The organism is Rhodopseudomonas sp. WA056, assembly GCF_010906995.1.
Taxonomy (GTDB): Bacteria; Pseudomonadota; Alphaproteobacteria; order Rhizobiales; family Xanthobacteraceae; genus Rhodopseudomonas; species Rhodopseudomonas palustris_G.
Map to the genome: position 1 here is coordinate 15,240 of NZ_QPFS01000037.1, position 22,487 is coordinate 37,726.

Below are 22,487 nucleotides of genomic sequence, written 5' to 3' on the forward strand. Positions count from 1 at the left end.
AAGCCAGAAACCCGACCTTGACTGTTACGTGATACGTATCACATACTGAGCGACATGATCCGCAGCTTCGCCGACAAATCGACCGCGCGGCTGTTTCGCGAGGGCGTCTGTCCCGGACGGTGGCGCGCGATCGAAGCGGCCGCGCTGCGGAAACTCGACATGGTCGACGCCGCGACCCGGCTCGACGATCTTCTGTCGCCGCCAGGCAACCGGCTCGAAGCGCTGAAGGGTGACCGCCGCGGCCAGTATTCGATCCGCATCAACCAGCAATGGCGGATCTGCTTTCGCTGGACTCCCGATGGCCCCGAAGCCGTCGAAATCGTCGACTATCATTGAGGAGTGACCGACATGCCTCGACTCCGTACCCATCCCGGCGAAATTCTGCGCGAGGAATATCTGGTGCCGCTCGGCCTCTCCGCCCGCGCTCTGGCGAAAGACCTCGGCGTGCCCGCCAATCGACTCACCGAGATCATGCGCGGCAGCCGCGACGTCAGCGCCGACACCGCGATCCGGCTCGGTCGTTACTTCGGCACGGATCCGCGTTTCTGGCTGAATCTGCAGGCTGCGCACGATCTCTCCAAGGCCGAACAGACCACCGACTACAAAAGCATCGTGCCGCGCGCGGTGGCGTAGCATCACCCCTTCGTTCCGCCGCCTTCTGGATTATGGGGAGTGCCGGCACACCAAATCGCCCGCCGGAGCAGCACTATGGCCAAATCCGCAAATTTTCTCGACAGGCTCGACGACGGGCTGCAGCTCGTAGGGCGGAATAGCGAAGCGTATTCCGCCTCTCTTCCTTTCACCCCTCCCCCTTCACCGGCTCAAAACTGATCTTCAGCCGATGCCCCGTCGCCTTGGCGAACCGCAGCAGCGTCCGCGTCGACGGTTGACCTCGTCCGCTTTCCAGTCGCGCAACCGTGCTCTGCGTGGTGTTCATCCGGCGCGCGAGTTCGGCCTGGCTGAGGCCGGCGCGACGGCGCGCCTTGGCGATCGCGGCCATCACGTTGAACTCCGGTTCGAGTGCGTCGTACTCCGCGCGATACGCCGGGTCTTTGCTCCAGGCCTTGTGCAGATCCTTGATCTTGGTCATCGCGTCTCCCGAACTAACGGTCCCTATTTGACGGTCTTGGCGCGCTGCCTCGCGATCGCCAGTTCGCGCGGAGGTGTTTTCTGCGTCTTCTTGACGAAGGCCCGCACCACCACCACGCGCCTGCCCTCCGCGGTGACATAGATGGCGCGGGAGATGCCGTCGCGCCCGGTGATGCGCAGCTCCCACAACCTTTCTTCGAGGTGCTTGACGCTGTCGCGCGGCAAAGCCTCGAATCCGATCTGCTCGATCAGCTCGGCAACCGCACGAACCGCGCCCGCATATCGGCCGGCAATGCTCCGATTTCGGCATCCACAATTGCATTGAGCGTCTCGACCACCCACCGCATGATCGGAGACTATCGCAAAAATGCGATAACGGCGACAAGCTTGATGCGCTCTCCGGCCGGCTCCTGGATTGCGTGCGGTGCGATCTCGGCTACAGATGGTGCCGGTACCGTTCCCTCGAACACCGGTCCCTCACCATGCCCGACCTCCCGCCCCATCTCGCGCAACTCGAAGAGGACCTCGCCGACATCGGCCCCGACGTCATGCAGGTCGAAGAGCTCGACGGCTTCATCGCCGCGCTGCTGGTCTGCCCCGAGATGATCAAGCCCGGCGACTGGCTGCCGACCGTGTGGGGCGGCGACGCGGACGAGCCGGCGCCGTTCACCGATCTCGATCACGCCAACAGCATCTTCGCGCTGATCATGCAGCACTACAACGAGGTCGCGACGACGCTGGCCGAGCATCCCGAGCGCTACCGTCCGCTGATGCCCGGCATCGGCACGGGGGACGTGGTCTGGGAGATGTGGATCGACGGCTTCGGAGCAGCCGTGGACATGTGGCCGGAGCATTGGGAGCGGCTGCAGGATGCCGACGACACGACACGCGCGGCGTTCGACGGCCTGTCGGGGTTGGTCGACATCTCCACGATGATGGTGGACATCTCCGAAGACGACCGCGAAGCCCTGGCAAAGACGGCCGACGACAAAATCACCGGCTGGCTCATCGCCCTGAATACCTGGCGGATCGCCAACGCCCCCTCGCCCCGCACCATCGAATGGGGCCCGCCAACGCCGCCGGCCCTGCCGCCCACGAAGCGCGCCAAGATCGGCCGCAACGAGCCATGCCCCTGCGGCTCGGGCAAGAAATACAAGCGCTGCTGCGGACTGAACTGAAGCGCGGGCGACGCTCCGGCTCGGACCACATCTCCTCGCCCCTCAGAACAGCAGGTCCGGGCCGTGATGAGATCCGTGCGCCCTATTCGTCCGCGTGCTTCAGGATCGCCTTCAGCAGCCCGGGAAAGCGCGCGTTGATGTCCGCCTCGCGAACGACATTGCGGTTCTCGACGCCCTTCTTGGAGGTCTGAACCAGGCCGGCTTCGCGCAGCACACGAAAGTGGTTCGACAGCGTCGACTTCGGGATGTCCGGACACGGCGCCGCCGCGGTGCAGGACATGCAGTCGCCTTCTCGCAGCAGCGCCTTGACGATCCGCAGCCGCATCGGATCGGCCAGCGCGGCGAGCACGCCGGCCAGCGTGATGTCCTCCCGCGCTGGGTGAGCGAACTGCACCATGAAAAAGATATAGGCGGCCCCTTGATCTGGTTCAATAGTCCTATATTTCCGAACTATTGAACATAACCTCGGATCAGGACTGAACGACCATGACCAAGACTCTGCAAGGCAAGGTGGCGCTGGTGACCGGCGCATCGAAGGGCATCGGCGCCGAGATCGCGCTGCGGTTCGCGGCCGAGGGCGCATCCGTCGCCGTCAACTATGCGTCGGACCAGAACGGCGCCGACGAAGTGGTGCGCAAGATCACCGCGCAAGGCGGCAAAGCTGTCGCGGTCGGCGGCAGCGTGGCCGATCCGAAAGCGGCCCAGGCGATCGTCGACGCCACCGTGGCGGCGTTCGGCCCGATCGACGTGCTGGTCAACAATGCCGGCGTCTACGAGATGCTGCCGCTCGACGCGATCACACCGGAGCATTTCCATCGCCAGTTCGACGTCAACGTGCTCGGCCTGCTGCTGGTGACGCAGGCGGCGGCGCGCCAGTTCAACGACGGCGGCAGCATCGTCAACATTTCATCCGGGGTCTCGACGATCGCGATGCCGAACACCGCGGTGTACGGCGCCACCAAGGCCTCGGTCGACCTGATCACCGCCGTGCTCGCCAAGGAGCTGGCGCCGCGCAAGATCCGCGTCAACGCCGTCAATCCCGGCATGGTGGTCACCGAAGGGGTCAAGGCCGCCGGTTACCACGACAGCGGGATGCGGCAGCAGGTCGAAGCCATCACCCCGCTCGGCCGGATCGGCGAAGCCGCCGAGATCGCCGCGGTGGTCACCTTCCTCGCCTCGAACGGCGCGTCCTACGTGACGGGCGAAACGCTGCACGTCACCGGCGGCGTGAAGTAAGCGCGCCGTCCCCGCAGGCCCCGGCGATTGCGCGCCGAGGCCTGCGCCGACACGGCGGCACCGCGACTTTCCACCAAGCGGCAAGAGAGACCGCGCGAGCCGCAAACGTACGACGAAGTACGTTACGTTCCGCGGTCACGCGCTTCCAGAAATTGAATCGTCAGCGTCGCAACGAAATGCGCTCCTCATCGTTATGTCGCACCGGCATCCCGTCCGGCCGAAGAGGAGAAAGCTCGTGAAGACACTCGCCTTTGCTATCGCCGCTGCAGTGACGCTCGGTCTGGCTGCGATCAGCGCCCCCGCCTCCGCAGCCTCGCCTGCGCGGTCTGCTCAGACGACGACGGCGGCGCCGATCACCGATTTTTCCGCACAGCGCCATATGGAACGTCGCCGGTCGTATCACCGCGGTCCGCGTTGCACGGTTCGCAAGGTCGTAACCCGCACCCCCTACGGTCGCCGCGTCGTTCGCACCACGCGGGTTTGTCGCTGACAGCCCGTGCGGGTCTGCGGCCGATCGGCTGCTTGCGAACAATCAGGGGCGGATCGGAAACGGTCCGCCCCTTTGTTCTGGCCACTGCGATACTCGTCGCTGCGCTCAGGCCGCGGTGAGTTCGTCGAACGCCGTCAATCGCCGTCTCACCAGCGATCGAAATCTCCGCGTCCGATACGTCCTTCGTCGCCGCGTGACTCGAACTCCGGTGCCGGCGCCTGACGCCGCACGGTGCGAAGCGGTCGAGCGTCGGTCTTGGGCGGATTGAACACCACGTAGCAGGCCGGGCTCAGCCGCGGTCCGGCCTCGCGCAGGCAGCTCTCGATCCGTGAGGCGTCGGGAATGAACTGCCCGCACAGGCGGAACGCATCCGGTGTGCAGGCCTCGCGCTGCGCGGCCGTGCCCTGATCTTGAGCGACGGCGGCGCCGCCGACAAAGGTGGTGAACGCGATCACGCCGACAGACAGCCGTGGGGTCATGGTCGATCTCCGTTTGATCGACCAAGTGCGAGCCCGGCCAACTAGTTCCGGCCGGAGCGTTCACGGATTGTGGAGAGACGGCAATTCGGACACGCCGCATGCGGGGCCTGCCGACGACGTGATGGTCAGTTGATCAGGTCAGGTTGCCGACCACCACCAGACGCTTGACCTCGCCGCGTTTGAACGCCTGGAGGAATGCGTTGTAGTCCTTGAACGACACGCAGCCGTTGGAATCGCCGCGCGGCCCGAGCATGTAGGAATGCGCCAGAAGTCCGGTCCGGCCGAAGATCACCTCTTCGCCGCCGACCGGAGTGAGGCGGATCGCGGCGACACCGTGGAACAGCCGCTCGCGCATCTTCAGGTCGTAGATGTGCGGCGGGGTGGCACCGTGCATCTTCACAGCGACGTGGCGCGGATCATCCATTCGCGCGCCGAGACCCGAATGCGCCTCGAGCTTGGAGCCGTCCGGCATGTACACGGTCTTGGCGGTGATGTCGTAGACCGCGGTGTAGCGGTCATCGTCGGACGGGTTGAAGGCGCTGTCGCGAACCTGACCGACGTCCAGATCGCTGGTGTCGGCGGAGGCGTAGGCGAGCGCCGGGCTGTCGACCTTGCCGAACAGCTTTTCGAAGAAGCTCGACTTCTGGTTCTGCGAAGCCACCAGAATCGCCGATTTGGCGCGGGCGACCAGCGCCTCGTGGCTGAAGGGGTTGCGAGACGGATTGCGCGGAGCGACCGCGGCGATCGACTTTCGCTGCGGCGGAAGCGGCACGTTCATCGCTTCCTTCACCGGCGACGGCGGCGGCGCGACGCCGACCTTGGCATCGTCCTCGGTCTCGGCGGCAGCGGCTGTGCGATTTTGCGCCGGCTGTTTGAACCTGTCGGGCTGGAAGCCGAACGAATAGGAAGGATCTAGCAGCGCGTAGTAGCGGTGGCCGGTCTTGGCGGGTTCGGCAGCCTGGACGCTGGCAGTCACCGGAACGTCGGTCGGATCTGCGGAGGCGACCTGGACGCCCTTCTCCTCTTGGCGCTTGAACGCGGATTTCAGCGCTACCGAGGCCATCGACTGCGGCGCGGCATCAGCCGCGGCGGCGAGCGGTTCGAACCGTGCGGAGAACGAGGTGCGCTCGATCGCCGAGCGGCTGCCCTGATCGTCACGCCACGAGCCGACGGTCGGATAGATGCTGGCGCCGACGGTGTTGGCATAGACCGTCCAGACGCAACCGATCACCGGCAGCGCGATTCCGATCGCGCCGAGCGATTTTCGAAACCCCATGTAGCGGGCCCCACGTTGGTTGGACAGCGACCGCCGCCCCGTGCCGACTCTCATTCGCTCGCTTCCCGACTTTCCCCATCGGTTCGCGGCGAACCCAAGATACCGCATACAGATGTGGCAGAACAGAGGAGCGCGATTAAGGCGGGTTTTAGTTAAATGCAGTTTAAGCGGCCTGACATCGGAACCATGCTCCGTTATGGTTAATGAATGGTTACTCCGACCCGGAACATAATTTCTCGTTAGATCAGATACTTGCTTAAGCACGGAACCCGATCTGGAGCGCCGCTCGGCGGTTCCGCCCTGTTTTGGCGGTTGTCCCCGGAATACTACGGGAGGTTGAAAGCGGGTTCCGGACCGGCCCCGTGACGCTTCGGCGCACCTCGCTGCGACTCACCAACCATGGCATACCGATTGCATCTGAGCCGCGTTCTTACGTTTTGAGGCCCGGAATGTCAGCTTCCTTCGATCGTTATGTCAGCTTCAAACACTGCGACTGGGAGGGGCGCTCCGAGCGGGTGATGCAGCGGCTACAGCGCCACGTCGATGCCGCCGAAAACCCGTTCTGGGCGTACTTCGCCCAGAAGCGCATTGAACTTCGCGACAAGCAGGGGCTCGACGATCTCCGCATTCTGCACAACTACCTGCCGACGCTGCGCGAGCTGCTGGAAGACAACGGCGATCTCGAAACCCTCGAGATGCTGGAGGATCTGGAAGCCAACCTGATGTGACCCGGCTGGCGCAGCCGCCTCACGGATAGCGCAGGCGCGGATACCAGCCGGAGCCTCTGCCCTCCGGCGTGGCGTCGAGGATGGTCCACAGCGGCATCAGATCCGGCGCGCCGCGCGGATCCTGCCCCGGATCGCTGGTCGCACCGGTCATCTCGCCGCCCCAGAAGTGCCGGATCACGCCGTCGCGGCAGGTGAAGACATTGAACGCCGGTACCTCGTCTCCGTCCGGGGTGACCCCGTGATAGTCCCGGCTGAACGCGCCGGTCAGGTCGGTGAACAGCGGCAGATGGCGCCAGCCGCGCTGCCGTTTGAACGCAGTCAGGCGATCGATCGGCGACCGCGCGATGATGGCGAGCGCCACCCGCTGGGTGATGTCCGGCACCTCGCCGTCCCATCCGCTCAGCAGTGAGGTGCACATCGGGCACGGCTCGGCGCGCTGCGGGCCGTACATGAAATTGTAGACCACGAGGCTCTGCTTGCCGCCGAACAGGCCGGCGAAGTCGGTCGGCCCACCCTCGCCTTCGAAAGCGTAGGACTTTGTGACTTCGCCGCCCGGCGGCAACCGCCGGCGCTGCTCGGCCACAGCCTCGATGTGGCGCCGCAGTTCGATCTCTTCGGCGAGCAACGCCTCGCGGGCACGGCGATAGTCGGCACTCTCGTTCGGATAGCGCACGCCGGCGGCGCGGGCGAGCTCGATCGCAGGCTTCAGGGTCATGGCGGCTCCTTCGATCCATGGTGTCTCCATGAGACGAACGAGCCTGCGGCGATCCGACAGCCGACGATGAACCTCGGGTTGGAACCCGCTAGGACGAGCGGCCAGACGCGGTGAGGAAATCGAAGTCGCAGCCGTCGTCCGCCTGCAGCACCGCGTCGTGAAACAGTTGCGCATAGCCGCGGGCGGGCCGCATCGCCACGGTCGCCGGCAACGAGGCGCGGCGGCGTGCGAGCTCGGCCTCGTCGATCAGCAGATCGATGCGCCGCGCGGCGACGTCGAGCGCGATGCGGTCGCCGGTCTGCACCAGCGCCAGCGGTCCGCCCTCGGCGCTTTCCGGGGTGATGTGCAGCACGATGGTGCCGAACGCGGTGCCGCTCATCCGCGCGTCGGAAATCCGCACCATGTCCTTCACCCCTGCCCGCGCCAGCTTCAGCGGGATCGGCAGATAGCCGGCCTCCGGCATCCCCGGCGCGCCTTTCGGCCCGGCGTTGCGCAGCACCAGCACATCATCGGCTGCAACGTCGAGATCGGGATCGTCGATCCGCCGCGCCATGTCTTCCAGCGTGTCGAACACAACCGCCCGGCCGGTGTGCCGCAGCAGGCCGGGCGATGCGGCGGCGTGTTTGATCAGCGCCCCGCGCGGCGCCAGATTGCCGCGCAGCACCGCGAGCCCGCCCTCGGGGCGGATCGGATTGTCGCGCGAGCGGATCACGTCCTGTCCCGGCACCTCTTCGGCCTGCGCCACCACCTCGCGCAGCGTGGTCCCGGCGACGGTGCTGGCGTCGAGATCGATCAGGCCGCCGAGCTGCGCCATCAGTTTCGGCACGCCGCCGGCATGGTGGAAATGCTCCATGTAGTGCGCGCCGGACGGCTTCAGATCGACCAGCACCGGCACCTTGCGGCCGATCGCATCGAACTCGTCGAGATCGATCCGGTGCGGCACGCGGCCGGCGATCGCGGTGAGATGGATCAGCCCGTTGGTCGAACCACCGATCGCCTGCAGCACCACCTGCGCGTTGCGAAACGCGGCCGGCGTCAGGATCTCGCTCGGGCGCGGCCCCTTGGCTTTGGCCATCGCGGCGGCGACCCGGCCGCTCGCCTCGGCGGAGCGAAACCGCTCGGCATGCGGCGCCGGGATCGTCGCGCTCATCGGCAGCGACAGCCCCATCGCCTCGATCATGCAGGCCATCGTCGAAGCCGTGCCCATCACCATGCAGGTGCCGACCGACGGCGCCAGCCGGCCGTTGACCGCTTCGATCTCGGCATCGTCGATCTCGCCGGCGCGATACTTCGCCCATAGCCGCCGGCAGTCGGTGCAGGCGCCGAGCACCTCGCCCTTGTGATGGCCGACCACCATGGGGCCGACCGGGATCACCACCGTCGGCAGATCGGCCGACACCGCGGCCATCACTTGCGCCGGCAGGGTCTTGTCGCAGCCGCCGATCACCACCACCGCGTCCATCGGTTGGGCGCGGATCATCTCCTCGGTGTCCATCGCCATCAGGTTGCGCAAGTACATCGAGGTCGGATGCGCAAAGCTCTCGGCGATCGAGATGGTCGGAAACACCATCGGCATCGCGCCGGCCAGCATCACGCCGCGCTTCACCGCCTCGATGATCTGCGGTGCGTTGCCGTGGCAGGGATTGTAGTCGCTGTGGGTGTTGGTGATGCCGACGATCGGCCGATCGAGCGCGTCGTCCGAATAGCCCATGGCCTTGATGAAGGCTTTGCGCAGGAACAGCGAAAATCCTGAATCGCCGTAAGCTGTCAGTCCCTTGCGCAATCCGTCGGCCATGGTCCGTCCCGCTGCAGTTTCGCAGGCACTTGAAGGACGGCGGCCGGCGATGTCAATCGCGTGGTCAGGTGATCGCTTTGGCCACAACCAGCGCGATCAGAATCGCGACGCCACTGAAGGCGATGGTCAGGAACTGACGTCGGTGGGAATCGGAAGGCAGCGTGTTCATCGGATCCTTCGCCCTCGTCCGGGCGAGTCGATCGCCCCGGAGCCGCGGCACTTAAGCTCCTTTTAACGACGGTAAGATGAACCAACTACTCGGACGAATACCGGACCCGGAACAACCCGAAAAACACAAACGCCGAGACGGAGGAACCGTCCCGGCGTTGCTGGTCAGGTAGTTGTGACTCGACTAGGCGGCGTTGAAGCCGGCGATCGCCTTGACCTCGAGATATTCTTCGAGACCAAACTTGCCCCACTCGCGGCCGTTGCCCGACTGCTTGTAGCCGCCGAACGGCGCGGTGCGTTCGTTGGGCACGCCTTGCAGGTTGATGTTGCCGGCGCGGATCTTGCGGCCGACCGCGCGGGCCCGATCGACCGAGCCGGCCGAGACGTAGCCGGCCAGACCGTACGGCGTGTCGTTGGCGAGCTCGACCGCCTCGTTCTCGTCCTTGGCGCCCATGATCACCAACACCGGCCCGAAGATTTCTTCGCGCGCGATGGTCATGTCCTTGGTGACGTCGGCGAACACCGTCGGGCGCACATAGAAGCCCTTGTTGACGCCTTCCGGCAGGCCGGGACCGCCGGCGACGAGGGTGGCGCCCTCCTCGATGCCCTTGTTGATCAGCGTCTGGATCTTGTCCCACTGGATGCGGTTGACGACCGGACCGATGGTGGTGCCCTCGGCGCGGGGATCGCCCGCCTTGGTCTTCTCGGCGACGCCCTTGGCGATCGCGGCGACCTCCTGCATCTTCGACAGCGGCACGATCATCCGGCTCGGCGCGTTGCACGACTGACCGGAGTTGTTGAACATGTGCATCACCCCGCCGGTCACCGCCTTGGTCAGGTCGGCGTCCTCGAGGATCACGTTGGGCGACTTGCCGCCGAGTTCCTGGCTGACGCGCTTCACCGTCGGCGCCGCGCGCTGGGCGACGTCGATGCCGGCGCGGGTCGAGCCGGTGAACGAGATCATGTCGATGTCCGGGTGCTCGCTCATCGCCGCGCCGACCTCCGGGCCGAGGCCGTTGACGAGGTTGAACACGCCCTTCGGCACGCCGGCTTCGTGCAGGATTTCGGCGAAGATCAGCGCCGAAGTCGGGGTGAATTCCGACGGCTTCAGGATCATGGTGCACCCCGCCGCGATCGCCGGGGCGACCTTGCAGGCGATCTGGTTGAGCGGCCAGTTCCACGGCGTGATCATGCCGATGACGCCGATCGGCTCGCGCACGATCATCGCCGAGCCCATCGGCTCCTCGAACTGATAGTTCTTCAAGACGTCGAGGGTCGACATGATGTGGCCGAGGCCGGCGCCGGCCTGCATCTTCTCGGCCATCGGCAGCGGGGCGCCCATCTCGTCGGAAATCGCCGCGCCGATCTCCTTCATCCGGCTCTTGTAGACCGCGATGATCTTTTCGAGCAGCGCGATACGCTCTTCGCGGCTGGTCACCGAGAACGTCTCGAACGCGCGCTTGGCCGCGGCGACCGCCTTGTCGACATCGGCCTTGGAGCCGAGCGCAACCTCATACATCGCCTCCTCGGTGGCGGGATTGACGACCGGCGTCGACTTCTTGACGACGGGATCGACCCAGGCGCCATCGATGTAGAACTGCATGCGGTTGACCATCGTGAACCTCTTGCTTGATCGCGGGTGGTTGGTGGTGAGTGTGATCAGGATCGGTGCCGTTGCGCGAGACGCTCGCCTCGATGCAAGGTCCGACTATCGACCACCGCCATGTGCGGGAACTGCATATAAATTCACCGGCATCCACGTCGCAAGGCATGGTCGCACAATTGCGCGTGTGCGGCGTGATCGGTGGAGACCTTCTACCATCAGACGGAAATTGCAGCGATCCTGCTGCAACGCAACATCAAACGGCTTTGGCGACCCGCGCCGCACCCATCGGCTCGCCGGCAGTGAGGGCACGGTAATGCGTGATCGGCTGCGGCCGCCCGATCAGATAGCCCTGCACTTCGTCGCAGCCGGCACGGGCCAGGAACGCGAGCTGGCTTTCGGTCTCGACGCCTTCGGCGATCACCGGCAGTTTCAGCGTGCGCGCCAGGCTGAGGATCGCTTCGACGATCGCGGCCGTTTCCGGGTTGATCTCGAGCTTGCGAGTGAACGCCTGATCGATCTTGATCTTGTCGAACGGAAACGATTGCAGGTACGACAGCGACGAATAGCCGGCACCGAAATCGTCCATCGCGACGCGTACGCCGAGATTCTTGATCTTGCGCAGGATCGCGATCGCGCCGGAAAAGTCGTCGATCAGCACGCCTTCGGTGATTTCGATCTCGAGCCGTGACGGCTCCAGCCCGGTCTCCAGCAGGACTTGCAGAATCAGCGCCGGCACGTCGAGACGACGGAAATCGAGCGGCGAGAAGTTGACGGCGATCGCCAGCGGCTTGGCCCACGACGCCGCCTCGGTACAGACGCTGCGCAGCACCCATTCGTCGATCGGTCCGATCTGCCCGGTCTCTTCGGCCAGCGGCACGAACAGCGCCGGCGACACCATGCCCCGGATCGGATGACGCCACCGCAGCAGCGCCTCGAAGCCCACGATCTCACCGGACGTAGTCGCTTGCGGCTGGTAGTGGATTTCGAACTGCCGCTGCTCCAGCGCCACCGCGAGCTCGCGCTGCAGCGCGCGCTTTTCGCGGATCTGCAGGTCCATCGCCGGCTCGAACAGACACACTGTGCCGCGCTGCTCGGTCTTGGCGCGATACAGCGCAACGTCGGCATGAGCGATCAGCGCATCGGCATCCTCGCCGTCGCGCGGATAGACGCTGACGCCGGCGGTCGCGCCGACTCTGATCCGGTGGCCGTCGACCTCGAATTCGGAATCGCACAACCGGGCCAGTTGCAGGCAGACGTCCTGGATCGAGTCCGCCGCAGCGTCCGGCGGTGTGACGATCGAAAACTCGTCGCCGCCGGGCCGGGCCAGAAAGCCCCAATGGCAGGTATCGGCGAGGCGCCGCGCCATCTCGGCCAGGACCGCATCGCCGACCGCTTGGCCGAACACGTCGTTGATCTCCTTGAAGCGGTCGATGCCGAGCCGGATCACCGCAAAGCTGGCGTCGAACCGGCGGGCCTGTTCGACGCTTGCCACGATCCGCTCGTTGAAGGCGGCACGATTGGGCAGACCGGTGGCGACGTCGTGCAGCGCCAGATAGGCGAAACGCTGCTCGGCCTGTTTGTGATCGGTAATATCGACATGCTTGGCGATCCAGCCGCCGTTCGGCAGACGCTTCAGGTGGATCCGGATGTGCCGCCCGTCGCGCAAATCGGCCACCACGCTGGTCGGACCGCGGGAGACCAGCGCCGCGCGCAACTCGATCAGTTGTCCCGGGTCAGTGACGAAGTTGCCGGCACTACGCATCAGCGCCAGTATCCGAAGCAGGCTTTTACCGGCGATATCGCGGCCGGGCGGGATTCCGTAGATGTCGAGGAACGCCTCGTTCCAGAGCTGCAACCTGCCCCCGGCGTCGAACAGACAAAAGCCACGCGCTGTATCGTTGACGATCGCGTCGAGCAGCATGTCACGCTCGGCCAAGGTCAGGCGGGTGCGGCGGCCGGCGAGCAAATTCAGCCACACCGCCATCATCCCAAAGCAGGTGGTGGCGATCACCGAGCCGGTCATCAGCCCTAGTGCCCAGATCGGCGCCGACGGCGCGTCCGAGGCGACCAGCAGCGCCAGTGCGGCAGCAGCGGCGACCGCGCTCGTCGCCGCTGGGGCGGTGGCCCACATCCAATGCCGACGCAACTTGCCTTCGCTGACCCGGATGCTGCGCAGCCCGCCATAGCTCGCGACGACGCCGAGCGCACACAGCACGGCAGCCAGGGCGATCATTCCCAACGAGTGGGCGCTAGGTGCGGAAGATAGTTCGGCCATCGGCGATTGGAACCTGCTTTCGCTTCGCACTCTGGCATCCGGGTTTTGCCTAATGCTTAAAGCGGTCACAGAATTGCCCGAAGCTGCAGGGGCCGAACGCCGCGCCGCAACCACTACTCATAAAACCGGGAATATTGCAGCGTGCAGCCGGCAAGCGATGACGGCGACGTCGTGCGCGACGCCGTTGCTGCGTCAGCTCACGGGCTCGGATACGGCTCCGAAGGCAGGGCCGGCTGCCGGCGGCGCAGTCTCTCGCGATGCGCCGTATAGATGCCGCTTCCGATGATCACCGCGGCGCCGGCGAAGGTCCACAGATCCGGCACTTCGCCGAACACACCGAAGCCGAGAAACGAGACCCAGACGAGCTGGCTATAGGTGAACGGCGCCAGCACCGAGGCGTCCGCATAACGATAGGCCAGCACCACCACCCACTGCCCCATCGTCGAGGCGAGCCCGACCAGCAGGCCAATGCCGATGTCGTGCCAGCTCGGCGTCACCCAGACGAACGGCACCAGCGCGCTCAGGGTGACGAATCCGACCACCGCGGAGAACGACATCGTCACCACGGCGCGATCGGCACCGCTGATCATCCGCGTCAAGGTGAGCGTCAGCGCCCAGCCGAGCGCCGACAGGATCGGCAGAACGACCGCAGGATCGAACGCCGCCGAGCCCGGCCGGATCACGATCAGCACGCCGACGAGGCCGACCAGCGTCGCGATCCAGCGCCGGATGCCGACGTGCTCGCCGAGCAGCGGAATCGACAGCGCAGTGACGAACAGCGGCGCCACGAACGAGGTCGCCGAGGCCTCGGCGATCGGGAGGAACTGCAAACCGGTGATGAACAGCACCGACGACGCCACCAGCGCCAGCGCGCGCAGCACCTGAAGCTTCGGCCGCGCCGAGCGCAGCGGCGCCTCCTTGGAGGCCAGCGCCACCGGGATCATGATCAGCACGAACACCAGAAACCGGATCCAGCCGATCTCGACCGGCGGCAGCGTCCGGCCGAGATATTTGGCCAGCGTATCCGAGCAGGCGAGAAACACCGTCGAGCCGACGATCAGCGCGATACCGCGCAGCGGGTGGTCGGCATGGCGATGGGTCAGCCGGCGCACGGCGTCGTTACTTGGCGAGGTGACGGTCAAGGCTCGATAACGCTTTGGGGATGACAGAAGGCGGGGCGGCTCCGCGGGCGGAGATCCGATCTACTAACAATCCGACAAAACGATGTTCGCCGCGCCGGCACAAGTGCCGAAATCGCGACTCGGTCATGCGGCCGGTCCCCGCGCCGACGGGTGCTCAGCACCTCGTCCCAGCACGGGCACGCAGCTCACAACATCGGCAGGCTGGCCGGCTCAGGCCCGAGCGGGCAGGCCTGGTCGATCGCGGCAATCTCGTCGTCGGCGAGCTGCAGCCCGGCTGCGGCGGCATTTTCCGCGACGTGGATTATGCTGGACGCCTTCGGGATGGCGAACACCGACGGCCGCCGGGTCAGAAACGCCAGCGCCACCTGACGCGGGCTGGCGCCATGAGCATCGGCGATGCTCTGCAGCAGGCGACCGGCCGGACTGCGCGGCGCCGGAAATTCGTCGTGACCGAACGGCGAATACGCCGTCACCGCGACGCCATGAGCTTCGCACCACGGAATCACGGCGTGTTCGATCGCCCGCTCGAGCAGATGATACAGCACCTGATTGCAGGCGATCTTGCCGTCGCCGGCGATCCGGTGCAGCTCGCGCAAATCGCCGGCGTCGAAATTGCTGACGCCCCATGACAGAATTTTCCCGGCGGCAACCAGCTCCTCGAACGCCGCCACCGTCTCGCTGAGCTGATAATGCCCGCGCCAATGCAGCAGATAGCAGTCGAGCCGGTCGGTGCCGAGCCGCGCCAGGGAGCGCTCGCAGGCCGCGATGGTGCCGCGGCGGGAGGCGTTGCCCGGTAACACTTTGGAAACCAGGAACACCTCGTCGCGCCGGCCGGCGATCGCCTCGGCGACCAGCGGCTCGGCGTCGCCGTACATCTCGGCGGTGTCGATATGCGTCAGGCCGAGATCCAGGCCGCGCCGCAGCGCGGCGATCGCCGACGCGCGGTCACCCTGGTCGATGTACCAGGTGCCCTGCCCGATCGGCGCCAGCTTCGGCCCCATCCGGCCGAATCTGCGCATGTCCCCAGTCACCATCCACTCCCATCACGATGACGCCGTGCTCGCCATCATCGGCCGCGGCGCGGCGCCCTGGCCCGGCTTCAGCCGGAACTCGTAGGTCATCAAATGCCACGGTCCCGCGGCTGCGCGGCCATCGGGCATCACCGCATCATTGCGCAATTCCACGTTGGAAATCAGTTCCTCTTTGACCCCGAACACCACGTCGGATTCCAGATATTTATCACCTTCGACGAAGACATGGGTGACCAGCGGCTCGAAACCAGGAGCGCTGATCAGAAAATGCACGTGCGCCGGCCGCATCGGATGCCGCCGCGCTGCCAGGATCAGGTCGCCGACCGGGCCGTCGATCGGGATCGGGTAGCTGCACGGCAGGATGGTGCGGAACGCGATGCGGCCGTCCGCATCGGTGGTGAACCGCGCCCGCAGCGACGGGCCGCGCTCGGCATAGCCGGGTTTCTGGGAATCGTAGAAGCCGTCGTCGTCGGCGTGCCAGACGTCGACCGCGGCCTGGGCGATCGGCGCGCCGTCGAGATCGGTGATGCGAGCCTCGACATACATCGGCTCGCCGTCGACGCCTTGAGAAATGTCGGCGCCGCGCAGCATCGGCCTGTGCTCGCCGACATAGAATGGTCCGAGCACCGTCGTCTGCGTCGCGCCGGCGCGGTCACGGTGGTTGACGGCATCGACCAGCATCGAAACCCCGAGCACATCCGACAGCAGGATGAATTCCTGCCGGCTCGGCGTGCACTTCTGCCCGGTGCGGGTGAGAAAATCGATCGCCTTCTCCCATTCCTCGAAGGTCAGGCCGGTGCGGCGGACGTAATCGTGCAGCGAGCGCACCAGTTCGCGCATCAACAGCTTCATGCGCGGATCGGGGGTTTCGTCGAAGCTCTTGACGACCGCCTCGGTGAGGTCGGTCTCGTCGAATTGAGGCATATCGCGCTCAGATGTCGTTGGAGAGGCGGCGACGGTACACCATGCTTCCCGTCGCGGTAAGCGCAGCCGCGGAAGGCCGGCATGCGCGGAAGGAGAGACCTGCGCGCTCCGCCGATCCGCACGCGGCCGATAGGACGCGTCACGGTTTTCCGATATCAAAGGCGCCCGAGCGAACCATCCCAGAATCCGGGACCGCCAACCGGACGATCCACGATCTTTAAGGAGTGAAGCGATGCCGAGCCAAGCCGCACTTGCCCAATCCTCGACGCCGACCATCGGATCGGCCGCCAGCGCCGGAATGTCCGAGGCCGCGCTGCGCCGGATCGACGACCATCTGCGGCGCCTGTATGTCGATTCCGGCAAATTGCCCGGTACCCAGACGCTGGTGTATCGCCGCGGACAGATCGTGTACCAGTCCTCGCTCGGCTTCGCCGACGTCGAACGCAAGGTCGCGGTGCGCGACGATACCATCTTCCGCATCTATTCGATGACCAAGCCGATCACCTCGGTGACGCTGATGATGCTGTTCGAGGAAGGCCGGGTGCAGCTCGACGATCCGGTGGTCAAGTACATCCCGCAATGGGCCAATCTCGGCGTGTTCCAGGCCGGCATCGCGCCGTATTTCCTGACCAAGCCGCCGGCGCGGCCGATGCAGGTGGTCGACCTGCTGCGCCACACCTCCGGCCTGACCTACGGCTTCCAGAACCGCACCAATATCGACGCCGCCTATCGCGACAAGGGCATCGGCGCGTTCGAGAAGGCCGGGACGCTGGATTCCTGGATCGCCGATTTGGCGCAGATCCCGCTGGAGTTCTCGCCCGGCGACGCCTGGAACTACTCGGTGTCGACCGACATCATCGGCTACATCGTGCAGAAGATCAGCGGCATGCCGTTCGAGCAATTCGTCAAGCAGCGCATCCTCGATCCGCTCGGCATGACCGACACCGACTTCTACGTGCCGCCCGCCAAGGCGCAGCGGCTCGCCGCCTGCTACACCGCCGACGGCAAAGGCGGCATGACGCTGTCGGACGATCCGGAAACCTCGAGCTTCTTGAGCCCCCCGGCGCTGATCTCCGGCGGCGGCGGCCTGGTGTCGACCACCGCCGACTATCTCACCTTCTGCCGCGCGCTGCTCAACGGCGGCGAGCTCGGCGGCGTCCGGCTGATCGGCCCGAAGACGCTGAAGCTGATGACCAGCAATCATTTGCCCGGCAATCGCGACCTGACCCAGATGTCGCTGTCGATGTTCTCCGAAGCCACCAATGCCGGCATCGGCTTCGGGCTCGGCTTCGCCGTCAACATGAACCCGGCGCTGACGCTGCTGCCGGGCTCGGCCGGCGAATATTATTGGGGTGGCGCCGCCTCGACCGCGTTCTGGATCGATCCGGCCGAAGAGCTGATCACCATCTTCATGACCCAGCTCATCCCCTCCAGCGCCTACCCGATCCGCCGCGAACTGCGTACGTTGGTGTACAGCGCGATCACGCAGAGCAACGTGTAGCCTAGCACAGCCTCCGCTTCGTCATTCCGGGGCGCGAGCGCAGCTCGCGAACCCGGAATCTCGACCTTCAGTGCACCGCAGAGATTCCGGGTTCGCTCACTTCGTGAGCGCCCCGGAATGACGCGGAGAGAGCGGAGCGCGATAACCGCGCAGCCTCAAATCTTGCGCTCCCGCCCCTGCCAGAATGGATCCCGCACCGCGCGGCGCAGCAGCTTGCCGACCGGGCTCTTCGGCACCTCGTCGATGAAGCGGACCTGCTTCGGCACCTTGTAGCTCGCCACCCGCTCCCGCGCGAAGGCGATCAGTTCGGCCTCCTCGGCACTGGCGCCCTGGCGCAGTGCCACGAAGGCCGCGACGCTCTCGCCCCATTTATCGTCCGGCAGGCCGACCACCACCACCTCGCGCACCGCCGGATGCGCCGCCAGCGCGTCCTCGACCTCGCGCGGATAGACGTTGTAGCCGCCGGACACGATCATGTCGGAGGTGCGGTCGACCAGATACAGATAGCCGTCCTCGTCGAAGCGGCCGACGTCGCGGGTGCGCAGCCAGCCGCCCGGCAGAAACATCTGCGCGTTCAGCTCCGGCGCGTTGTAATAGCCCTTCATCGCGAACGGCGTGCGCAGCGCGATCTCGCCGGCCTCGCCGGGCGCGACCTCCTCGCCGGCCTCATCGACCAGCTTGACTTCGCAGTCGATCGACGGCCGACCGCAGGACGCCAGCCGCTGCTCCGCCTTCGGCCCGACGTGATCCTGTTTGGTCAGGTGGGTGATGAAGATCGGCGCTTCGGACTGGCCGTAATATTGCGCAAACCGCGGGCCCCACAGCTTCAGCGCCCGCTGCATCACCGGCCGCGGCATCGGCGAGGCGCCGTAGATGATGCTCTTGACGCTGGAGAAGTCAGCCTGCTCGATGCCGGGATGATCGAGCAGCATGCCGATCATGGTCGGCACCAGATTGAGCGCGGTCGGCTTCCAGCGCTCGACCGCGTCCAGATAGCTCGCCGGCGTGAAGCCGGGCAGCACCGCGGCGACGCCGCCGCGCAGCCAATACGGCACGATGAAACAGCCCGAGGCGTGGATCATCGAGGCGGCGTGCAGCATCACGTCGCCCTCGCCGACCTCCATGTTGATCAGCACGTTGGTGGCCATCGCCGCCCAGCTCGCCTGGGTGTGCTCGACCGCCTTGAGCTTGCCGGTGGTGCCGGAGGTGAAGATGGTGATGACGATGTCGTCCGGCTCGCAGCGCCGCGCCGGCGGCGCTTCGGACTGCGCCTTGGCGAGCTGCAGCAGATCGTCCGCATCCGCGCTGCCGATGCTGATCAGCTTCAGGCCCTGCATCGCCTGCGCCAGCTCGCGCGCCCGCTCGGTCAGGTCGGTACCGTGGATCAGGATCGAGACCCCGGCGCCTTCCAGCATCTGCTGCTGTTCGACCAGCGACAGCCGCGAGTTCAGCGGCACCCGCGACAGCCGCGATTTGACGAAGCCGAAATCGATCGGCAGCGTGTAGATCGAATTGTTCAGCAGCATCCCGACCCGGCTGCCGACCTCGAGCTTGAAGGTGTCGATGAAGACGTTGGCGATCCGGTTCGACAACAGGTCGACCTCGGTGAAGGTCATGCGCTGATCGCCGAACATCACCGCCGTCTTCGGCCCGTGATACACCGCGCCGCGCCGGATCATCTCGGATGCCAGCATCGTCGTCCTCCCTCGCTTCGCGCCCGCCGCTTGCTGCGCCGTGGCTGTAAGGTCATCACACCATCCACTCGTCATTCCGGGGCGCGAGCGACAGCTCGCGAACCCGGAATCTCGATGTTCAAGGCACGGCTGAGATTCCGGGTTCGTCCGCCTGCGGCGGACGCCCCGGAATGACTCGAGGAAAGTTGTGCGCCCCCTGAATGACCGCCTGCGGCGGTCACTTCCCCGGCCACACCGGCTTGCGCTTCTCGGCGAAGGCTCTCAGGCCTTCCTTGGCGTCCTCGGTCATCGCAAGCAGTGCGATCTGGCTTTCGGTGTAGGCGATGCTCTCGTCGAACGACATCGCGGCGATCGCGCGCATCGCGTATTTGCCGCGGCGGATCGCGGTCGGCGATTTGTCGGTCAGCCGCTTCGCCAGCCAGTCGACCTTGGCGTCGAGCTCAGCCGTCGGCACCGCGTAGTTGAGCAGCCCGGCCGCAAGTGCGGCTTGCGCATCGAACGGCTCGCCGGTCAGCGCCCATTCGGCGATCAGCCGGCGCGGCGCGATGTCCTGCAGCAGGCTCATCACCTGCATCGGAAACACCCCGACCTTCACCTCGGGCAGGCCGAACACGACATTGTCGGCGGCGACCGCCATGTCGGTCATGCACAACAGCCCCATGCCGCCGGCCATGCAGGTGCCGTTGACCCGGGCGATCGACGGCTTGGTCGAATTCTGCGCCAGCCGCAGCAGATCGGCATAATCGACATTCGGCTTGGAGAAATCGAACGAGAACGCCGCCCCGGTCGATTGCAGGTCGGCACCGGCGCAGAACGCCTTGTCGCCGGTGCCGGTGAGCACGATCACCCGCACCTCGGCATCGTCATGCGCCTGCTTCCAACCACGGGTGATGCCCTCGACCACGCTGGCGTTGATGGCATTGCGCTTGTCGGGACGGTTGATGGTGATCCAAAGCGCATTGTCGCGCTTGTCGATGATCACGGCGTCGTTGCTCATGGCAGTCTCTCACTCGGCAGCGGATTGGATCTCGGCGACGATGCGGCCGGCGGTGACCTGCTCGCCTTCGGCGACATCGATTGAGATGATGCCAGAGCCGGGCGCCGTATGCACATGCTCCATCTTCATCGCTTCCAGCGTCAGCACCGGCTGGCCGGCCTCGACGCGGTCGCCGGCCTTGACCAGCACCGCGACGACGCGGCCATTGAGCGCCGCGCGCAGCTTGCCGTCGCCGCCACCGCGCGCCGCGCTCTGCGGCGCCGCACGGGTGAGATCCACAATGCTGTTCTGCACGCCGAGGCGCTGCACGAACAGCCGGTCACCGGCGCGGTGAAACACCGCGGACTCGCCGAGGCCCTTGGCCTGGAAGCGGATGCCGTTCGCCGACAACTCCTCGATCACGAAGCTGATCGGCTGCCCGTCCTGCGTGACGACGTAGCTGCCGTCGCGTTCGCGCACCACCTCGCAGGCCTGCTCCGCGCCGTCGAGCTCGAATTTGAGCCGGGTCGGAAACACCGCCGCCAGCGACCGGCCGGGCCGATGCGGCGGGGCGTAGGGATCGGTGACGTAGAGCAGCAGCGCGGCGACCGCAGCGGCCGGCACCGCATCGTCCGGCAGCGCCCGCACCAGCTCGTCGCGGTGCGCCGCGATGAACGCCGTGGTCGCCTCGCCGGCCGCGAACGCCTTGTGGCGCAGACAGGCGGCGAGGAAGCCGCGATTGGTGGTGACGCCGAACGCGATGGTGCCGTCGAGGCCGTGGATCAGCTTGCGCCGCGCTTCGTCACGGCTGGCGCCGACCGCAATGACCTTGGCGATCATCGAGTCGTAATACGGCGGGATCTCCGCGCCCGATTGCAGCGCATGCTCGACGCGCAGCTCGGCCGGCATCCGCCACAGCGCCATCCTGCCCGATTGCGGCATGAAGTCGTGATCGGCATCCTCCGAACACAGCCGCACCTCGATCGCGTGGCCCTTGAACGTCACGTCGTCCTGGCGCAGCGGCAGCGGTTCGCCGGCGGCGATGCGGAGCTGCAGTTCGACCAGATCGAGCCCGGTGATCGCCTCGGTCACCGGATGCTCGACCTGCAGGCGGGTGTTCATCTCCATGAAGTAGAAGTTGCCTTCGGCGTCGAGCAGGAATTCCAGCGTGCCGGCGCCCTCGTAGCCAATGGCTTTGACGGCGTTCACCGCGACGGTGCCCATCTGCTCGCGAAGCACGTCCGAGACCGCCGGCGACGGCGCCTCCTCGATCAGCTTCTGATGGCGGCGCTGCACCGAGCAGTCGCGCTCGCCGAGATGGACGGCAGCGCCGTAGCGATCGCCGAACACCTGAATCTCGATATGGCGCGGCTGCAGGATCGCGCGCTCAAGGATTACGGTCGGATCGCCGAACGCGCTTTGCGCTTCGGAGCGCGCGCTGCGCAACGCGTCGGGCAGCGCCGCGGCGTCCTTGACCAGCCGCATGCCGCGGCCACCGCCGCCGGCGACCGCCTTGATCATGATCGGAAAACCGATCCGCTCGGCTTCGCGGATCATCGCGGCGTCGCTTTGATCTTCGCCCTGATAGCCCGGCACGCAGGGCACGCCGGCCTTCAGCATGATCTCCTTGGCACCGGCCTTGTTGCCCATCGCGGCGATCGATTCCGCCGACGGCCCAATAAACACCAGCCCCGCGTCGCGGCACGCCGCCGCAAAGTCCTCGTTCTCGGCGAGAAAGCCGTAGCCGGGATGCACCGCGTCGGCGCCGGCGGTCTTCGCCGCCGCGATGATCGCCGGAATGTTCAGGTAGGACTGAGACGGCTGCGCGCCGCCGATCGCCACCGCCTCGTCCGCGGCACGGACATGGGCGGCGTCGGCATCCGCGTCGGAATACACCGCCACCACGCCATAGCCGAGCCGGCGGGCACTGCGCATCACCCGCAGCGCGATCTCGCCGCGGTTGGCGATCAGGATCTTGGAAAACGGCGTCAGCTTCAACATACGGGTCACACTCATGGCCGGGACACCGCGAACTGCATGCGCTGCGGCTCGCGCGCTTCGCTCTCGCGGCAGATCGCCAGCACTTCGGCCAGCACCGCGCGGGTGTCGCGGGGATCGATCACGCCGTCGTCGAGCATCCGCCCCGAGGTCCCGAACACGTCAATCTGGCCGTTGAACACCGCG

At 66.1% G+C, this 22,487-nt stretch carries 21 protein-coding genes and 1 pseudogene; 6 read left to right on the forward strand and 16 right to left on the reverse strand.

Annotated elements, in window-relative coordinates; genetic code table 11:
• The first annotated feature begins 54 nt into the window (after nucleotides 1-54).
• A complete protein-coding gene (locus tag DU475_RS09870) occupies nucleotides 55-336 on the forward strand; it encodes a type II toxin-antitoxin system RelE/ParE family toxin (RefSeq protein ID WP_164631998.1) in 282 nt (93 codons plus the stop codon).
• Nucleotides 337-348: 12 nt separating this feature from the next.
• Nucleotides 349-633, forward strand: coding sequence for a HigA family addiction module antitoxin (locus DU475_RS09875; protein WP_013503048.1), 285 nt, complete (start codon nucleotides 349-351; stop codon nucleotides 631-633).
• A 166-nt stretch (nucleotides 634-799) separates the two neighbouring features.
• Here DU475_RS09875 and DU475_RS09880 read toward each other — a convergent pair whose 3' ends face one another.
• A complete protein-coding gene (locus DU475_RS09880; RefSeq protein WP_164631999.1) occupies nucleotides 800-1,090 on the reverse strand; it encodes a helix-turn-helix domain-containing protein in 291 nt (96 codons plus the stop codon).
• Between the two features lie 23 nt (nucleotides 1,091-1,113).
• A complete protein-coding gene (locus DU475_RS24270; RefSeq protein WP_246700293.1) occupies nucleotides 1,114-1,314 on the reverse strand; it encodes a type II toxin-antitoxin system RelE/ParE family toxin in 201 nt (66 codons plus the stop codon).
• A gap of 257 nt (nucleotides 1,315-1,571) precedes the next feature.
• Here DU475_RS24270 and DU475_RS09890 point away from each other — a divergent pair, with 257 nt between their 5' ends.
• Nucleotides 1,572-2,267: a UPF0149 family protein gene (locus DU475_RS09890; RefSeq protein WP_142882460.1), complete on the forward strand. Its 696-nt coding sequence runs from the start codon at nucleotides 1,572-1,574 to the stop codon at nucleotides 2,265-2,267.
• An 82-nt stretch (nucleotides 2,268-2,349) separates the two neighbouring features.
• Here the strand turns inward: DU475_RS09890 and DU475_RS09895 are convergent, their stop codons facing one another.
• On the reverse strand, nucleotides 2,350-2,664 hold the full coding sequence (locus tag DU475_RS09895; protein ID WP_013503052.1) for an ArsR/SmtB family transcription factor: 315 nt from the start codon (nucleotides 2,662-2,664) through the stop codon (nucleotides 2,350-2,352).
• Nucleotides 2,665-2,753: 89 nt separating this feature from the next.
• Between DU475_RS09895 and DU475_RS09900 the strand changes: the two genes are divergently transcribed.
• Nucleotides 2,754-3,503 carry an SDR family NAD(P)-dependent oxidoreductase gene (locus tag DU475_RS09900; RefSeq protein WP_164632001.1) on the forward strand — a complete coding sequence of 250 codons (750 nt, stop codon included), beginning with the start codon at nucleotides 2,754-2,756 and terminating at the stop codon, nucleotides 3,501-3,503.
• Nucleotides 3,504-4,139: 636 nt separating this feature from the next.
• On the opposite strand, the gene DU475_RS09905 is transcribed toward DU475_RS09900, so the two are convergent.
• Together DU475_RS09905 and DU475_RS09910 are read right to left on the reverse strand one after the other, a co-directional pair.
• The gene (locus DU475_RS09905) at nucleotides 4,140-4,472 is read right to left on the reverse strand and encodes a hypothetical protein (protein ID WP_013503054.1); all 333 of its coding nucleotides are present in this window, start codon (nucleotides 4,470-4,472) and stop codon (nucleotides 4,140-4,142) included.
• A 133-nt stretch (nucleotides 4,473-4,605) separates the two neighbouring features.
• Entirely contained in the window at nucleotides 4,606-5,802 is a 1,197-nt protein-coding gene (locus DU475_RS09910; protein ID WP_047307523.1) for a DUF2778 domain-containing protein, read from the reverse strand.
• A gap of 395 nt (nucleotides 5,803-6,197) precedes the next feature.
• Here DU475_RS09910 and cowN point away from each other — a divergent pair, with 395 nt between their 5' ends.
• Entirely contained in the window at nucleotides 6,198-6,476 is a 279-nt protein-coding gene (cowN, locus tag DU475_RS09915; protein WP_013503056.1) for a N(2)-fixation sustaining protein CowN, read from the forward strand.
• Between the two features lie 19 nt (nucleotides 6,477-6,495).
• On the opposite strand, the gene DU475_RS09920 is transcribed toward cowN, so the two are convergent.
• From DU475_RS09920 to DU475_RS09950, 7 genes are all read right to left on the reverse strand, one after another.
• Nucleotides 6,496-7,191: a DUF899 family protein gene (locus tag DU475_RS09920; RefSeq protein ID WP_164632003.1), complete on the reverse strand. Its 696-nt coding sequence runs from the start codon at nucleotides 7,189-7,191 to the stop codon at nucleotides 6,496-6,498.
• 88 nt (nucleotides 7,192-7,279) lie between these two features.
• Entirely contained in the window at nucleotides 7,280-8,986 is a 1,707-nt protein-coding gene (locus DU475_RS09925) for an IlvD/Edd family dehydratase (RefSeq protein ID WP_164632004.1), read from the reverse strand.
• 352 nt (nucleotides 8,987-9,338) lie between these two features.
• Complete coding sequence (locus DU475_RS09930; protein WP_164632006.1) at nucleotides 9,339-10,769, reverse strand: aldehyde dehydrogenase family protein; 1,431 nt, start codon at nucleotides 10,767-10,769, stop codon at nucleotides 9,339-9,341.
• A 244-nt stretch (nucleotides 10,770-11,013) separates the two neighbouring features.
• The gene (locus DU475_RS09935) at nucleotides 11,014-12,993 is read right to left on the reverse strand and encodes a putative bifunctional diguanylate cyclase/phosphodiesterase (protein WP_246700294.1); all 1,980 of its coding nucleotides are present in this window, start codon (nucleotides 12,991-12,993) and stop codon (nucleotides 11,014-11,016) included.
• Between the two features lie 239 nt (nucleotides 12,994-13,232).
• A complete protein-coding gene (locus DU475_RS09940) occupies nucleotides 13,233-14,177 on the reverse strand; it encodes a DMT family transporter (RefSeq protein ID WP_047307518.1) in 945 nt (314 codons plus the stop codon).
• Nucleotides 14,178-14,362: 185 nt separating this feature from the next.
• Entirely contained in the window at nucleotides 14,363-15,208 is an 846-nt protein-coding gene (locus tag DU475_RS09945; RefSeq protein ID WP_164632010.1) for an aldo/keto reductase, read from the reverse strand.
• Between the two features lie 12 nt (nucleotides 15,209-15,220).
• On the reverse strand, nucleotides 15,221-16,132 hold the full coding sequence (locus DU475_RS09950) for an intradiol ring-cleavage dioxygenase (protein ID WP_047307516.1): 912 nt from the start codon (nucleotides 16,130-16,132) through the stop codon (nucleotides 15,221-15,223).
• 232 nt (nucleotides 16,133-16,364) lie between these two features.
• Here DU475_RS09950 and DU475_RS09955 point away from each other — a divergent pair, with 232 nt between their 5' ends.
• Complete coding sequence (locus DU475_RS09955; RefSeq protein WP_164632012.1) at nucleotides 16,365-17,633, forward strand: serine hydrolase domain-containing protein; 1,269 nt, start codon at nucleotides 16,365-16,367, stop codon at nucleotides 17,631-17,633.
• A gap of 155 nt (nucleotides 17,634-17,788) precedes the next feature.
• Here DU475_RS09955 and DU475_RS09960 read toward each other — a convergent pair whose 3' ends face one another.
• The 4 genes and pseudogenes from DU475_RS09960 to DU475_RS09975 form a co-directional block, all read right to left on the reverse strand.
• On the reverse strand, nucleotides 17,789-19,327 hold the full coding sequence (locus DU475_RS09960) for an AMP-binding protein (RefSeq protein WP_164632014.1): 1,539 nt from the start codon (nucleotides 19,325-19,327) through the stop codon (nucleotides 17,789-17,791).
• A gap of 217 nt (nucleotides 19,328-19,544) precedes the next feature.
• A complete protein-coding gene (locus tag DU475_RS09965; protein ID WP_164632016.1) occupies nucleotides 19,545-20,324 on the reverse strand; it encodes an enoyl-CoA hydratase/isomerase family protein in 780 nt (259 codons plus the stop codon).
• A 9-nt stretch (nucleotides 20,325-20,333) separates the two neighbouring features.
• A complete protein-coding gene (locus DU475_RS09970) occupies nucleotides 20,334-22,319 on the reverse strand; it encodes an acetyl-CoA carboxylase biotin carboxylase subunit (protein WP_283812076.1) in 1,986 nt (661 codons plus the stop codon).
• A pseudogene (locus DU475_RS09975) lies at nucleotides 22,316-22,487 on the reverse strand (acyl-CoA carboxylase subunit beta); the annotation flags it as partial. The pseudogene DU475_RS09975 and the gene DU475_RS09970, both read right to left, overlap by 4 nt.

Coding starts and splice junctions, on each gene's coding strand:
- DU475_RS09870 (WP_164631998.1), top strand. CDS start 55: ATGATCCGCAGCTTCGCCGACAAATCGACCGCGCGGCTGTTTCGCGAG.
- DU475_RS09875 (WP_013503048.1), top strand. CDS start 349: ATGCCTCGACTCCGTACCCATCCCGGCGAAATTCTGCGCGAGGAATAT.
- DU475_RS09880 (WP_164631999.1), bottom strand. CDS start 1,090: ATGACCAAGATCAAGGATCTGCACAAGGCCTGGAGCAAAGACCCGGCG.
- DU475_RS09890 (WP_142882460.1), top strand. CDS start 1,572: ATGCCCGACCTCCCGCCCCATCTCGCGCAACTCGAAGAGGACCTCGCC.
- DU475_RS09895 (WP_013503052.1), bottom strand. CDS start 2,664: ATGGTGCAGTTCGCTCACCCAGCGCGGGAGGACATCACGCTGGCCGGC.
- DU475_RS09900 (WP_164632001.1), top strand. CDS start 2,754: ATGACCAAGACTCTGCAAGGCAAGGTGGCGCTGGTGACCGGCGCATCG.
- DU475_RS09905 (WP_013503054.1), bottom strand. CDS start 4,472: ATGACCCCACGGCTGTCTGTCGGCGTGATCGCGTTCACCACCTTTGTC.
- DU475_RS09910 (WP_047307523.1), bottom strand. CDS start 5,802: ATGAGAGTCGGCACGGGGCGGCGGTCGCTGTCCAACCAACGTGGGGCC.
- cowN (WP_013503056.1), top strand. CDS start 6,198: ATGTCAGCTTCCTTCGATCGTTATGTCAGCTTCAAACACTGCGACTGG.
- DU475_RS09920 (WP_164632003.1), bottom strand. CDS start 7,191: ATGACCCTGAAGCCTGCGATCGAGCTCGCCCGCGCCGCCGGCGTGCGC.
- DU475_RS09925 (WP_164632004.1), bottom strand. CDS start 8,986: ATGGCCGACGGATTGCGCAAGGGACTGACAGCTTACGGCGATTCAGGA.
- DU475_RS09930 (WP_164632006.1), bottom strand. CDS start 10,769: ATGGTCAACCGCATGCAGTTCTACATCGATGGCGCCTGGGTCGATCCC.
- DU475_RS09935 (WP_246700294.1), bottom strand. CDS start 12,993: ATGATCGCCCTGGCTGCCGTGCTGTGTGCGCTCGGCGTCGTCGCGAGC.
- DU475_RS09950 (WP_047307516.1), bottom strand. CDS start 16,132: ATGCCTCAATTCGACGAGACCGACCTCACCGAGGCGGTCGTCAAGAGC.
- DU475_RS09955 (WP_164632012.1), top strand. CDS start 16,365: ATGCCGAGCCAAGCCGCACTTGCCCAATCCTCGACGCCGACCATCGGA.
- DU475_RS09960 (WP_164632014.1), bottom strand. CDS start 19,327: ATGCTGGCATCCGAGATGATCCGGCGCGGCGCGGTGTATCACGGGCCG.
- DU475_RS09965 (WP_164632016.1), bottom strand. CDS start 20,324: ATGAGCAACGACGCCGTGATCATCGACAAGCGCGACAATGCGCTTTGG.
- DU475_RS09970 (WP_283812076.1), bottom strand. CDS start 22,319: ATGAGTGTGACCCGTATGTTGAAGCTGACGCCGTTTTCCAAGATCCTG.